This window comes from Pseudomonas sp. P42, assembly GCF_017973755.1.
Lineage (GTDB): Bacteria > Pseudomonadota > Gammaproteobacteria > Pseudomonadales > Pseudomonadaceae > Aquipseudomonas > Aquipseudomonas iridis.
The window spans coordinates 440,683-454,667 of record NZ_JACOPU010000003.1; the positions used below are offsets into that span (position 1 = coordinate 440,683).

The window sequence follows — 13,985 nt, forward strand, 5'->3', positions numbered from 1 at the left end:
ATATTTGGCGACAATTCTCGGCAAAAACCCTTTTCACGGAGGCGCATCCCCTATGCGTACCAACACTCAGACCAAACGTGAGCTGGACAAGATCGACCGCAACATTTTGCGGATCCTGCAGGCGGACGGTCGGATTTCCTTTACCGAACTCGGAGAAAAGGTCGGCCTCTCCACCACGCCGTGCACCGAGCGGGTGCGGCGCCTGGAGCGCGAGGGGATCATCATGGGCTACAACGCCCGGCTGAATCCGCAGCACTTGAAGGGTAGCTTGCTGGTGTTCGTCGAGATCAGCCTCGACTACAAATCCGGTGACACTTTCGAAGAGTTCAGACGCGCGGTGCTGAAGTTGCCCCACGTGCTGGAGTGTCACCTGGTGTCAGGGGATTTCGACTATCTGGTGAAGGCGCGGATTTCCGAGATGGCCTCGTACCGCAAGCTGCTCGGCGACATCCTGTTGAAGCTGCCGCATGTGCGTGAATCGAAGAGCTATATCGTGATGGAAGAGGTTAAGGAAAGCTTGAACTTGCCTATTCCCGATTGATAATTGTGGCGTCTGACCTGGCCCCATCGCTGGCAAGCCAGCTCCCACAGTGATCATGGGTGTTCACCAAGAAACCTGTGGGAGCTGGCTTGCCAGCGATGGCAGCAACGCGGTTCGAAGCGAACCTGTTAGACCAACACCTGCCGATTCGCCGCCATATATTCGAAGATTTGCTTTTCCGCGCGGGGATGAATGAGTTCCACAGGCCCCCGCCCATTCGGGCACGGCAGCGTTTTGGTGGTACCAAACAACCGGCAAATCAGCGGCCGTTCGCCGTACACCGTGCAGCCATTCGGCCCCAGGTGCACGCAGTTCAGTTCATCCATCGCCGCATCCTGCTCGGCTCGGGTCTTGCGCGGCAGGCGTGCCATTTCTTCGGGCGAGGTGGTCACGGGCCCACAGCAGTCGTGGCAGCCCGGCACGCACTCGAACGTGGGGATCTGCTGACGCAGGGTGCGGATTTTCTCGCTGTTGCAGCTCATCGAAACATTGACCGACGTGGGGTAGGCGGCAATTGTGCCGCAAAAGCCGTGATCCAGACACCGCGGGCCGACCAGTGTTGCCCGACTTCGCGCGTGCGGCTTATGCTCCGTCAAATTTTCTCGACACCCCGCTCAGGATGACGCCCATGACTGCCCGCGCCCACACCACCGCGAGCCAACCTCACGCAGCCTCTTATTACGCCGCCAGCAGCCTGCCGCAACCGGACCATCCGTTTCTACAAGGCGAGGTGATTGCGGACGTGTGCGTGGTCGGCGGTGGCTTTTCCGGGCTGAACACCGCGCTGGAACTGGCCGAACGTGGCCTCAGCGTCGTGTTGCTGGAAGCGCACAAGATCGGCTGGGGCGCCAGCGGTCGCAACGGCGGGCAACTGATTCGCGGGGTTGGCCATGGTCTTGATCAGTTCACAAACGTGATCGGCGCCGATGGCGTGCGGCAGATGAAACTCATGGGCCTGGAAGCCGTGGAAATTGTCCGTCAGCGCGTCGAGCGTTTTCAGATTGCCTGCGATCTGACCTGGGGCTATTGCGACCTCGCCAACAAGCCGTCGGACCTCGAAGGCTTTGCCGAAGATGCCGAGGAGCTGCGCAGCCTAGGTTATCGCCACGAAACCCGGCTGCTGCAAGCCGATGAAATGCACACCGTGGTCGGCTCCAAACGCTACATCGGTGGTTTGATCGACATGGGTTCCGGTCATCTGCATCCGCTGAATCTGGCGCTGGGCGAAGCCGCAGCAGCGCAGCAACTGGGCGTCAGACTGTTCGAGCAGTCGGCCGTCACACGCATCGATTACGGCCCGCAAGTCCGCGTGCATACCGCCCAGGGTTCAGTTCGCGCCAAGACCTTGGTGCTGGGCTGCAACGCCTATCTGAACAACCTCAATGCGCAGCTCAGCGGCAAAGTGTTGCCCGCCGGCAGCTACATCATCGCTACCGAGCCGTTGAGCGAACAACTGGCTCACCAGTTGCTGCCGCAAAACATGGCGGTCTGCGACCAACGTGTGGCGCTGGATTACTACCGGCTCTCGGCGGATCGCCGCTTGCTGTTCGGCGGTGCCTGCCATTACTCGGGACGCGACCCGAAGGACATCGGCGCGTACATGCAGCCGAAGATGCTTGAAGTGTTTCCGCAGTTGGCCGGGGTGAAAATCGATTATCAGTGGGGCGGGATGATCGGCATCGGCGCCAACCGTTTGCCTCAGATCGGTCGGCTCGCGGATCAGCCGAATGTGTATTACGCCCAGGCGTACTCGGGGCACGGCGTGAATGCCACGCACCTCGCGGGCAAGTTGCTGGCCGAAGCGATCAGCGGGCAGCACAGCGGCGGGTTTGATCTGTTCGCCAAAGTGCCGCACATCACCTTCCCCGGCGGCAAGCATTTGCGTTCGCCGTTGTTGGCGCTGGGGATGCTGTGGCATCGCCTCAAAGAGCTGGTCTGAGGGCATTGCTGCGACCTTGAAGCCGTCATCGCTGGCAAGCCAGCTCCCACAATGACCATGGGTGCTCACGATATTTGAGTTCACCCAAAAACCTGTGGGAGCTGGCTTGCCAGCGATGGGGCCCGAAAGGGCACCACACCATTCAGATCCGCCAGAATGGCTTCAACCCCTCCTCCAGCGCCTGCTCGCGCGACAACCCGACATCCTTGAGCTGATCGTTTGTCATGTTCAGCAATGCCTTGCGCGTGTGCAGACGATGCCAGAACAGTCCCCAGCGACTTAGGCCGGACGGTGCGTTGCGCATGGCGCTGTTCCACGCACTGTCCTCCTGCCCTGCCTCCAGTTCCTGACTGTGTAACGTCAGCCGCACATCGCTCAAGCCGTTCATTTTTGTCGCTCCTGTTTACTTGGGTAGCCAGAGATTCCATGATGCGCGGGTCGGCAAAAGCATTACAGATTCAGCACATCTGTATTACTTCCATACAGATTTGCTATACCTGGTACTGAATTGTCGATTTATGCCGCATCTGTACTGGTTTTTCGAATCACCTGCATCGAGGCAGTGCCATGACGCTTTATGTGAATCTCGCCGAACTGCTCGGCACACGCATCGAACAAGGCTTCTATCGACCAGGTGATCGACTGCCGTCGGTGCGCGCACTGAGCGTAGAACATGGCGTCAGCCTCAGCACGGTGCAGCAGGCTTATCGCATGCTTGAAGACGGTGGCCTGGCCACGCCGAAACCCAAATCCGGTTACTTCGTGCCGGTCGGACGCGAGCTGCCGGATCTGCCCGCCGTCGGCCGGCCGGCACAGCGACCGGTGGATATCTCGCAGTGGGATCAGGTGTTGGAGCTGATTCGCGCGGTGCCGCGCAAGGATGTGGTGCAACTCGGTCGCGGCATGCCCGACATCAGCTCACCGACCATGAAGCCGTTGCTGCGCGGACTGGCGCGGATCAGTCGCCGCCAGGACATGCCCGGCCTGTATTACGACAACATCCACGGCACCCTCGAATTGCGTGAGCAGATTGCCCGGCTGATGCTTGATTCCGGCTGCCAGTTGAGCGCCAGCGATCTCGTCGTCACCACCGGTTGCCACGAAGCGCTGTCCACCAGCATCCGGGCAATCTGCGAACCCGGCGACATCGTCGCGGTGGATTCGCCAAGCTTCCACGGTGCCATGCAGACACTCAAGGGGCTGGGCATGAAGGCCCTGGAAATCCCCACCGACCCACTCACCGGCATCAGTCTCGAAGCGTTGGAACTAGCGCTGGAACAATGGCCGATCAAGGTCATCCAGCTCACGCCCAACTGCAACAACCCGCTTGGCTACATCATGCCGGAGTCGCGCAAACGCGCCCTGCTCAACCTCGCACAGCGCTTCGACGTAGCGATCATCGAGGACGATGTGTATGGCGAACTGGCCTACACCTACCCGCGCCCACGCACGATCAAATCCTTCGATGAAGACGGCCGCGTGTTGTTGTGCAGTTCGTTTTCCAAGACCTTGGCGCCCGGGCTGCGCATCGGCTGGGTTGCGCCGGGTCGATATCTGGAACGGGTGCTGCACATGAAATACATCAGCACCGGATCGACCGCGCCACAGCCGCAGATCGCCATTGCCGAGTTTCTCAAGTCCGGTTATTTCGAGCCGCATTTGCGGCGGATGCGCACACAATACCAGCGCAATCGCGACATGATGATCGACTGGGTGACCCGCTACTTCCCTGCCGGCACGCGCGCCAGCCGCCCGCAAGGCAGCTTCATGTTGTGGGTCGAACTGCCGGAAGGCTTCGACGCGCTGAAACTGAATCGTGCGCTGCTCGAGGAAGGCGTACAGATTGCTGTTGGCAGCATCTTTTCCGCCTCCGGCAAGTACCGCAATTGCCTGCGGATGAACTACGCCGCCAAACCAACGCCGCAAATTGAAGAGGCGGTACGTAAAGTTGGCGCGGCGGCGATCCGGCTATTGTCCCTCGACTGATTGGCAGACCGCGTCGACCGTTGCATAGAGTTTATCGGTGTCGCTGTTTGCCGGCGCGTCGACCTCGACCTGACAGGCTTGACCGATGCCGGCGTCGATCCGCAACCGCACCAGGACTGGTGCATCGGCCAGGTACACCAGCCCGGCATCCACGACACTGGTGAGATAGTTACCCTGCCCATCCTGCACCGATGCGCCTTTGGGGACGGGCAAACCGTCAGGCGTACGCACCTGCAGCATCAGACGGCGCACGGTGTCTACGGGAAAGTCCAGGCGCGGCACGGCGCCACGTCCGGCTTCGACTTCCTGATAACCATTGAGTACATCAACATTGCGCGGCAGGCTGCGGGTGTCGATTTCGACTCGATTGGTGCGCCACGCCGACAAACTCGAAGCCACTGCCCGCCCCGCGCCATCGGTCCAGACCGGACCTTGCGGTGTGCTCAGCTGGATACCGGCATTCTCACCCGCCTTGACCAGCGCAAAAGTCTCGCGCACCGGATAAGGCGAAAGCGTCACGCCCGCTTCGTGCAGCACCAGACCACCGCGCAGCCCGGCGTCATAACGGGTCGAGCCGACGCTGTTACGCGAGTAACCAAGGTCGATACTGGTGTAACGCGGCAATGCACTGAGCCGGGCATTAAAGTCGGTTTGCCCGTTCTGCACACGCGTCATATCCACGCTGTAATTCAGCGTGTCGCTCAATTGTTCGGCATAGCGGGTACCCGTGCGCAATCCCCGCTGCTCGTCATGCCGGGCGAATGTGTTCACTCTGCCTTTGCTTCCCAGCGGGAAACCAACGGTCAGATAGGCACTGCCACCTCGCCCTCCCATGGCGGAACCACTGCTTTCGCGCTGAACACTGAGCGACAAATTGGCCTTGGAAAAAGTCTGCGACCATGTCGCCCCCATCCGCGAATGTTGCGTGCTCCCCTGCCCCGCATACGTTGACCAAAAGCCCGAAAAGGCGCCCCAGTCGCGACTCGAGTAGTTGACCCCGGCGCCCCATTGTCGCTCGCCCTGCTGGTCCAGCTCCTCTCCAGCACCCTGCCCCGTCTGCGCCAGGGTACGAAAACCCGCACTGCGCCGGCTCATGTTGATACTGGCTGACAGGCCGTAGCCCAAAGGCATCCCTAGCGCCGCTTGCGTCCTCCGGCCCTGGCCCGAATTCACGGTCATGGAATTCAGCTGCTGCACGCTGACCACCGCCCCCATGCCCAAAGCCTGCTTTAACTCCCAGCCTACGGAACGATAGTCGCCAGCACCCATGATCCCGGCACTGAAGCCAGTCGTCGAGCCCAACAACCAGTCTTTGCTGGCCGCCACGAAGGCCGGCGCTTCGCGGTCATCGTTGCGCATTCGCCGGACCTTTCCTGCCGCGAGCCCATATCCGGGTTTCGCCGGCAGGGACGGGGGTCTCAAAGAGGCGGCCGAAACGAGAAATACGTGGCGCTCACCACTTTCGGCCACGACGGTGACTTCCAGATCCAGATGACGGCTCAACAACGGCAAATTACGCAGTGCAAACGGCCCGCCGGGTACCACAGTGGAATAGACCACCACGCCGCTCTGCCGAACTTCGACGCGCGCGGGCGACGGTGCATGACCTTCCACGACCGAGCCGCTACCGGGATCGTCTGCCACGGCCCCGGCCAAGGCCGAGTCAGGCAGGATTTGCACACCCGTGAACGGCTCCCCCGCGAACAACGATGAACGCATGTTGAGCTGCCCGACCTGCACCTCCGCCGCATACGCCTCCCATGTGCGCGAAGCATGGGTATAGAGAAGATCGAAACGCTCGACACCCGCGGATGAGTTGTAGTTCTGCCGACTGCGCACCACCCAGTCGGCAGCATTGAACCCCAACTCGGTAGCAAGGTTTAGATATTGGGTCGACTGGCCAGGGCTGGAGTCGCTCACCACTAGCGCGTCGTAGTTGAACAACCCGGCACTGCCGCCCGATTGCCATCCGCGCGCGGCAGACTTTGGTTCAAGCAGCAAACCTGTCGGTACCAACAGCATCACTCTCTGCGAACCGGGATCAAGCCGTACCTGCACGCCAGGCAGATGCTGGTCCACGTGAACACAGCTGCCATTGTTGGCGTTGTCGGGCAAGCCGGAAGGTACGGCAATGGACGCCTGATCCAGCAACGGGTTGTCGAGACATAGCTGCCCGTCGCCATCAAATCTCGCCACAACCGAACCCATAGCCCTGCCGTTGACCTCAAGCGCCACTCGACTGCGTCCGGCCGTGAAACGGGGTTCCACGCCGAAAAACCGGGCGGTGGCAGGGTCGATACCGCGAGCTTCCAGTACCGCCGGGTCGAATTCGGTATATGTCAGAGCCGCGGCTACTGAAGGCACCAGGAGGACCGGTGCCAACCAGCCGGGGACAGCGCAAAATACCCGCAGGAGCAGCGCCCTGCGTTTCATTTTTGAACGGTCAACGGCGCGTCGTAGCTGTCGACGGCAAAACCGTAAGTTGACGCCGGAAACAACCGTACGTGACTGCCCAATGTCGACGATGCGTCGAGCATCAGCACTTCGCCCGGCAGAATGTAAGTGCGTTGCAGATCGAGCGTGACGCCACCGGGAATCAGGTTCACCGCTTTGGACAGCCTGACCACATACGGACTCGGGTTACTCACGCGAACTTGCTGGCCGGCAACGCTCCAGACCAGGCGCTTCCAGGGCATACGGTCGATAGCCAGGTTGGCCGGCCGGACAATCACCGGGATGTTCTGGCGCACGGTCAGATGCACCTGCGCGCCGCTCCCCCCTTGCCGCGGGCTGATCCCTTCGAATACCACGCGTTGCAGGCGCTCGGTTTTCAGCGATCCGACCTCCCGCAAAATGAACCGCACCTGCTGACTTTTGCCCGGCTCGACACGAGCCACCGGTGGATTGAGCAATAGCAGCGGCTCGGTATCCTCAGGAATGTGCTCGATGGTGCTGTAGAGCAGTGCCGGCTGGTCGTCGGAGTTGCGGACATTCAGGGTCGCCTCCCCCGACGCTTGATCGACCACCACAACCGGCGTTTCCGGAACCATGCCAGCGGCATGGCTACTGGTGCTCATGAATGACAGGCACACGGCCACGAAGGCGGCAGGCACCTGGAAAGAAAAAAGGGGATACATGAAAATCTCCAGCGGGCATCGACCGAATGCGCCAGGCGATTTCGGCCGATACCTTGATGCGAAAAAATACGCGCTAACGCTATTCAGGCCCTGCGAGGCGCATCACGCGATCCGCACGGGCTCGTCAGTTTTTCGACTCAGAGGTAGAACACGTTGAACGTCACCGAACCATCGAGCTGAAACTCATCGGTGGTCGGCGGCAGATCGGCGGTCGGGCGAATCGCTGCCGCGACCTGCATCGGGAACGTATGCAGCCGAGCAGCGGCAGGACCCGCCGCAGCACTTGGCCCCCACGAATAAGTGATAGGTGCGTTGGATACCAGGCCGGCGGCCGGTACACGCCAGACGCGGTCTTGTGGGCTGCGTACCAGGAAGGTTTGTGGCGTGCCATCGGCAAGTGGCTGGCCGGTCAACAGACCGAAACCGCCAATGCCTACACCATTTGTGCTACCTAGACCGTAATAAAGCGTGTCAGAAGTCCGGCCATTGAACGTCAGGCCTGACACTTTGGTGGCGGCACGGTTGTCAGTAGCCGAGATTTCAACCGCCGCTGGTGCATCGCACGCAACTTTTAGGGTGATGTCCCTTGGGGGCAGATCGTTCTGCTGCGTTGCGCTCAGACTGGCGGAAAAAATACGCCCCAGATTAACGTTGCTGCCACCGGCGAATGCCGGAACGCAGGACGTCGGAATCACTGTGCCGGAGACCGTAAGGTCGACGGTGCCGGCCTGAGCTGCAAAGGGTGACAGTGCCAATAGCAAGGCACTGGCTGCATAGAGTTTTTTCATTGTTATTTACCGGTTGATGATTGAGTACATACACAGGTCGTTTCAGGACGTTGCGCAGTCCTGAGCGGGCGTTATGCCCGCACATCATTCCCGGTTCAGAAAGGCTTTTCTGTAGGTTCCAGTCACCTGGTCGGCATAGCGTTTTCGACGTACTGCGTAGTCCATTTCAGCGGGCATCGACAGAGCCGACTCAAAGTCCAGAGTGAATTTAATCTGAACAAAGAATGTCCTACGCCCGTGCCATACTTCGACCTTCGACCCGCCATGAGATGATCCTCCTTGAGATCCAGAACGGTCCTACTTTTCCCTGCACTTCTCATGCTCCTGCTCAGCAGTTGCGCGAGCCTGAACGTCCCACGCGAACCGAGCCAGGCATTGCCAGCGTCCGACTCGGCTTTCGGCCGGTCGATTCAAGCTCAGGCGGCGCCGTACGGAGGGCAATCCGGCTTTCGTTTGCTTTCCAACAGCACCGAGGCGTTCACCGCCCGTGCCGAACTGATTCGCCACGCGCAAAGCAGCCTCGATTTGCAGTACTACATCGTGCATGACGGCGTCAGCACACGGATGCTGGTGGAAGAATTGTTGAAAGCCGCCGACCGTGGCGTACGCGTGCGGATTCTGCTCGACGACACCACCAGCGACGGTCTCGACCAGATCATCGCGACACTGGCGGCGCACCCGCAGATCCATATCCGTCTGTTCAATCCGCTGCACCTGGGGCGCAGCACCGGCGTGACCCGGGCAGCCGGACGACTGTTCAACCTGTCGCTGCAACACCGGCGGATGCACAACAAGTTATGGCTGGCGGATAACAGCGTGGCCATCGTCGGCGGACGCAATCTGGGCGACGAGTACTTCGATGCCGAGCCGAACCTGAATTTTACTGACATCGACATGCTCAGCGTGGGGCCGGTGGCCGAGCAGCTCGGACACAGTTTCGATCAGTACTGGAACAGCGCGTTGAGCAAACCCATCGACGAGTTCCTCAGCAGCAAACCGACGGCCAGGGATTTGCAAAACACCCGCATGCGCCTCGAAGAGTCGCTGGAGGAAACCCGAAAGCAGAACCACGCGCTGTATCAGCAGTTGATGACGTTCAAGACCGACCCGCGCATGGACATCTGGCGCAAAGAGCTGATCTGGGCGTGGAACCAGGCGCTGTGGGATGCGCCGAGCAAGGTGCTGTCCAAAGGCGAGCCAGACCCGCAATTGCTCCTGACCACGCAACTGGCGCCAGAGCTTACGGGGGTCAGCAAAGAACTGATCATGATCTCGGCCTATTTCGTACCGGGCCAGCCGGGGCTCGTCTACCTGACCGGGCGTGCTGATGCCGGGGTTTCGGTAAGCCTGCTGACCAACTCGCTGGAGGCCACGGATGTGCCGGCGGTGCATGGCGGGTATGCGCCTTATCGCAAGGCGCTGCTGGAGCATGGCGTAAAACTGTTCGAACTGCGCCGCCAACCGGGGGACGGTGGCGGCAGTGGCCCGCACGTGTTTTACAGCAAGTCCTTTCGCGGCTCGGACTCCAGCCTGCACAGTAAGGCGATAATCTTCGACCGGCGTAAATCGTTTATTGGCTCGTTCAATTTCGACCCTCGCTCGGTGCTGTGGAACACCGAAGTCGGCGTGCTGGTGGACAGTCCGCAGCTTGCCGAGCATGTGCGCGAACTGGCGCTGCAAGGCATGGCGCCGGCACTCAGCTACGAAGCGAAATTGCAGGATGGGAATATCGTCTGGGTGACCGAGGATAACGGTCAGATGCACACGCTGAGCAAGGAACCGGGGAGTTGGTGGCGCCGGTTCAATGCGTGGTTCAGTACCAGCGTTGGCCTGGAGCGGATGCTTTAAAGATCAAAAGATCGTCCGGTCTTTTGATCTAAGCAGTCTGTGCCGAGCCGAAAGCGCCTTGGCGCGACAGCAGAATCACCAACCCGAACGCCCCCGCTGCCATCAACCAGGGCAACGCATGCCCGCTGACCCACTGACTGCCCGCCCCGGCCGCCAACGGCCCGATCAGACAGCCAACGCCCCACAGTTGCGCGATATGCGCATTGGCTCGCACCAGCGCGTCATCACGGTAACGCTCACCGATGAGGATCAGCGACAGCGTGAACAAACCACCGGCACTGGCGCCAAACAACACCCACAGCGGCCAGATCAGCAACGTGTCGATCAGCATCGGAATCGCCAGGCTCGACAGCATCAACACCACCGCGCACCCGGTGAACAGGGTGCGCCGCGACAGGTAATCGGCTAACGCGCCAATCGGCAATTGCAGCAGCGCATCGCCCACCACCACAGTACTGACCATCGCCAAGGCGATTTCGGCGGTAAAACCCTGTTGCAGGCAATACACCGGCAGCAACGTCAGGATCATCGCCTCGAACGCGGCAAACAACGACACCGCCCAGGCAATCGCCGGCAGCTCGCGGGCAAAGCCCCACAGGTCGCGGAAGGTCACGCTGCTCGCTTCACTGCTCGGCGCACCGCTACGGCGCAACAACAGCAAAGGGGAAACCATCAGCAGCGCGACACCGACCCAAAATCCGTAATCATTTTCGGTGCCGAGCGCGCCCAGCAGCAAAGGGCCAGACAGCTGGCTCAGCGCATAACTGCTGCCATACAGCGCCACCAGTCGACCGCGCCAATGCTCGACCACCAGCTGATTGATCCAGCTCTCGCCGAGGATAAACACGATGGTCAGGATCACGCCGATCATCAGGCGCAGCACCAGCCAGACCGGATAGCTTGGCAATAACGCCAACAAGCCAATGGACAGCGCTCCGGCCCACAGGCACAGGCGCATCAGGTTCGCCGTGCCGAAACGCGCCGCCAGGTGACTGGAGATTTTCGCGCCCAGCAACACGCCAATGGCCGGCATCGCTGCCATTACGCCAATGGCGAAGGCGCCGTAGCCCCAGCCCTCCAGACGCAACGACACCAACGGCATGCTGACCCCCAGGGCCAGGCCGACACTCAAGACAGACGCCAACACGGCGAAATACGTCGCCCACCGCATGTTCCACGCTCCTGTGGATATTCTTTTTGTATTCACCCAAAGCACTGTGGGAGCGAGCCTGCTCGCGAAAGCCGTTTCACATTCAGCACCTGGGCTGACTGATAAACCGCTTCGCGAGCAGGCTCGCTCCCACAGGGGATCTCTGCATGGCTGGGGAGCCCGACGGAATCAGGCTCCCTTCAACGGTTTACAGTTTGATCCACGTCGCCTTCAGTTCGGTGTACTTGTCGAACGCGTGCAGCGACTTGTCACGACCGTTGCCCGACTGCTTGAAGCCACCGAACGGTGCAGTCATGTCGCCGCCGTCGTACTGGTTGACCCACACGCTACCGGCGCGCAGCGCCTTGGCGGTCAGGTGTGCCTTGGAGATGTCCTGAGTCCACACCGCAGCGGCCAGGCCGTAAGGCGTGTCGTTGGCAATCTGGATGGCTTCTTCAGCCGTGTCGAAAGCGATGACCGACAGCACCGGGCCGAAGATCTCTTCCTGTGCGATCTTCATCGCGTTGCTCACGCCGTCGAAAATCGTCGGCTCGACGTAGGTGCCACCGGTTTCCTGAAGGATGCGCTTGCCGCCAGCCACCAGTTTGGCGCCGTCGGTATGACCGGACTCGATGTAGGACAGCACGGTGTTCATCTGCTGGGTATCGACCAGCGCGCCGACGTTGGTCGCCGGATCAAGCGGGTTGCCCGGCTTCCAGGCTTTCAGCGCCTCGATCACCATCGGCAGGAATTTGTCCTTGATCGAACGCTCGACCAGCAGACGCGAACCGGCGGTGCAGACTTCGCCCTGGTTGAAGGCGATGGCGCTGGCGGCCGATTCGGCAGCGGCTTGCAGATCGGGAGCATCTGCAAAGACGATGTTCGGGCTCTTGCCACCGGCTTCCAGCCACACGCGTTTCATGTTCGATTCGCCGGAATAAATCATCAATTGCTTGGCGATCTTGGTCGAACCGGTGAACACCAAAGTATCCACATCGTTGTGCAGGGCCAGCGCCTTGCCCACGGTGTGGCCGTAACCCGGCAGCACGTTGAGCACGCCTTTCGGAATGCCGGCCTCGACAGCCAGCGCCGCGATACGGATGGCGGTCAGCGGCGACTTTTCCGACGGTTTGAGGATCACCGAGTTACCGGTCGACAGCGCCGGGCCGAGTTTCCAGCACGCCATCATCAGCGGGAAGTTCCACGGCACGATGGCGCCAACCACGCCGACTGGCTCGCGGGTCACCAGACCCAGTTGATCGTGCGGCGTAGCTGCGACTTCGTCGTAAATCTTGTCGATCGCCTCACCGCTCCAGCTCAGCGCTTGCGCCGCGCCCGGCACGTCGATGTTCAGCGAATCGCTGATCGGCTTGCCCATGTCGAGGGTTTCGAGCAGGGCCAGTTCTTCGGCGTGCTGCTTCAGCAGGCCGGCAAAACGGATCATGGTGGCTTTGCGTTTGGTCGGCGCCAGGCGCGACCACACGCCGGAATTGAAGGTAGCGCGAGCATTTTCCACGGCGCGCTGGGCGTCGGCGGCGTCACAGCTGGCAATTTTGCCCAGCAGACGGCCATCGACCGGGCTGATGCATTCGAAAGTCTCGCCGGAGACGGCGTCGGTGTATTCGCCATTGAGGTAGGCGCGGCCTTCGATCTTCAGGTCGCGGGCGCGTTGTTCCCAATCGGCACGAGTCAGGGTGGTCATTCAGGTGTCCTCCTCTTGTTGAATACGAGCGCCGCGCGATCTTCGCCGACGTCCTCAGCAATTCTGCCCGGCCAGCCTGCATTTCGGCCCGAGGCACCCGCCACCCTAAACCAGCGGCCGGGTTTGTTTCAATATATTTGACATAAGGCGGCTATACGACCTTGCAGTGTTGATTTTAATCAACATAGACTTTGGCCTTTTCCAGCCTTGCGCCGCATTTACGGGAGATAACAACAATGAACATCCAGAACGTCGTCGACATCAGCCTGACCTCCAGCGAAGCCGAACGCTATCGCCCGGAACCGGCCAAAGTCCTCAAAGGCGATCCCGAGCAGGCAGTGTTCCATCAATATGAAAGTCCTTGCGGGCAGATGGGTGTCGGCGTGTGGGAAGGTGCGGTGGGTCAGTGGACGGTGAACTACACCGAGCATGAATACTGCGAAATTCTCCAGGGTGTTTCGGTGCTGCGTGACAGCGACGGCAATGCCAAGACGTTGCGCGTGGGTGATCGTTTTGTAATTCCGGCAGGGTTTCGCGGCACTTGGGAGGTGCTGGAGGCTTGCCGCAAGGTCTATGTGATTTTCGAACAGAAGGGCTGAGGATTTTCGCTGGCTGATCGGGCCTCATCGCTGGCAAGCCAGCGATGAGGCCCGGACGGGCGCGACAAAACCTGAGAAACAAAAAAGGCCCGTATCGTGAGATACGGGCCTTTTTTGTAAGTCGGGAAAAATCAATTACTTGATTTTGCCTTCCTTGTACATCACGTGCTTGCGAACAACCGGATCATATTTCTTGATCTCGATTTTGTCCGGGGTAGTACGCTTGTTCTTGTCGGTAGTGTAGAAGTGACCAGTACCGGCGCTCGAGATCAAACGAATCAATTCACGCATGATT

At 60.3% G+C, this 13,985-nt stretch carries 13 protein-coding genes; 5 read left to right on the forward strand and 8 right to left on the reverse strand.

The genetic code is table 11. The annotated features are described in order from the left end of the window. The first annotated feature begins 52 nt into the window (after positions 1-52). Positions 53-541: an Lrp/AsnC ligand binding domain-containing protein gene (locus H8B20_RS11425; protein WP_003206849.1), complete on the forward strand. Its 489-nt coding sequence runs from the start codon at positions 53-55 to the stop codon at positions 539-541. A gap of 128 nt (positions 542-669) precedes the next feature. Here the strand turns inward: H8B20_RS11425 and H8B20_RS11430 are convergent, their stop codons facing one another. Then, the gene (locus H8B20_RS11430) at positions 670-1,023 is read right to left on the reverse strand and encodes a YkgJ family cysteine cluster protein (protein WP_042561739.1); all 354 of its coding nucleotides are present in this window, start codon (positions 1,021-1,023) and stop codon (positions 670-672) included. Positions 1,024-1,169: 146 nt separating this feature from the next. Here H8B20_RS11430 and H8B20_RS11435 point away from each other — a divergent pair, with 146 nt between their 5' ends. Continuing rightward, a complete protein-coding gene (locus H8B20_RS11435; protein ID WP_210623180.1) occupies positions 1,170-2,480 on the forward strand; it encodes an NAD(P)/FAD-dependent oxidoreductase in 1,311 nt (436 codons plus the stop codon). Positions 2,481-2,622: 142 nt separating this feature from the next. Here H8B20_RS11435 and H8B20_RS11440 read toward each other — a convergent pair whose 3' ends face one another. After that, a complete protein-coding gene (locus H8B20_RS11440) occupies positions 2,623-2,868 on the reverse strand; it encodes a DUF1127 domain-containing protein (protein ID WP_047304150.1) in 246 nt (81 codons plus the stop codon). Positions 2,869-3,047: 179 nt separating this feature from the next. Here H8B20_RS11440 and H8B20_RS11445 point away from each other — a divergent pair, with 179 nt between their 5' ends. Beyond that, a complete protein-coding gene (locus H8B20_RS11445) occupies positions 3,048-4,466 on the forward strand; it encodes an aminotransferase-like domain-containing protein (protein ID WP_210623181.1) in 1,419 nt (472 codons plus the stop codon). Here the strand turns inward: H8B20_RS11445 and H8B20_RS11450 are convergent. From H8B20_RS11450 to H8B20_RS11460, 3 genes are all read right to left on the reverse strand, one after another. Continuing rightward, positions 4,449-6,830 (reverse strand): fimbria/pilus outer membrane usher protein, encoded by a 2,382-nt coding sequence (locus H8B20_RS11450; RefSeq protein ID WP_342345707.1) that lies wholly within the window; start codon positions 6,828-6,830, stop codon positions 4,449-4,451. The genes H8B20_RS11445 and H8B20_RS11450 overlap by 18 nt on opposite strands. 65 nt (positions 6,831-6,895) lie before the next feature. Beyond that, positions 6,896-7,603, reverse strand: a complete 708-nt coding sequence (locus H8B20_RS11455) for a fimbria/pilus chaperone family protein (protein ID WP_210623183.1) — start codon at positions 7,601-7,603, stop codon at positions 6,896-6,898. Between the two features lie 137 nt (positions 7,604-7,740). Beyond that, a complete protein-coding gene (locus tag H8B20_RS11460; RefSeq protein WP_210623184.1) occupies positions 7,741-8,391 on the reverse strand; it encodes a DUF1120 domain-containing protein in 651 nt (216 codons plus the stop codon). A gap of 318 nt (positions 8,392-8,709) precedes the next feature. Between H8B20_RS11460 and H8B20_RS11465 the strand changes: the two genes are divergently transcribed. Beyond that, entirely contained in the window at positions 8,710-10,239 is a 1,530-nt protein-coding gene (locus H8B20_RS11465; protein ID WP_047304157.1) for a phospholipase D family protein, read from the forward strand. A gap of 28 nt (positions 10,240-10,267) precedes the next feature. Here the strand turns inward: H8B20_RS11465 and H8B20_RS11470 are convergent, their stop codons facing one another. Together H8B20_RS11470 and H8B20_RS11475 are read right to left on the reverse strand one after the other, a co-directional pair. Beyond that, positions 10,268-11,410, reverse strand: a complete 1,143-nt coding sequence (locus H8B20_RS11470; protein ID WP_210623185.1) for an MFS transporter — start codon at positions 11,408-11,410, stop codon at positions 10,268-10,270. Positions 11,411-11,597: 187 nt separating this feature from the next. Continuing rightward, positions 11,598-13,091, reverse strand: a complete 1,494-nt coding sequence (locus tag H8B20_RS11475) for an aldehyde dehydrogenase (protein WP_042561747.1) — start codon at positions 13,089-13,091, stop codon at positions 11,598-11,600. A 236-nt stretch (positions 13,092-13,327) separates the two neighbouring features. Between H8B20_RS11475 and H8B20_RS11480 the strand changes: the two genes are divergently transcribed. Continuing rightward, entirely contained in the window at positions 13,328-13,690 is a 363-nt protein-coding gene (locus tag H8B20_RS11480; protein WP_210623186.1) for a cupin domain-containing protein, read from the forward strand. Between the two features lie 135 nt (positions 13,691-13,825). Here H8B20_RS11480 and rpmG read toward each other — a convergent pair whose 3' ends face one another. Then, positions 13,826-13,981 carry a 50S ribosomal protein L33 gene (gene rpmG, locus H8B20_RS11485; protein ID WP_016772554.1) on the reverse strand — a complete coding sequence of 52 codons (156 nt, stop codon included), beginning with the start codon at positions 13,979-13,981 and terminating at the stop codon, positions 13,826-13,828. Positions 13,982-13,985: the final 4 nt, after the last annotated feature.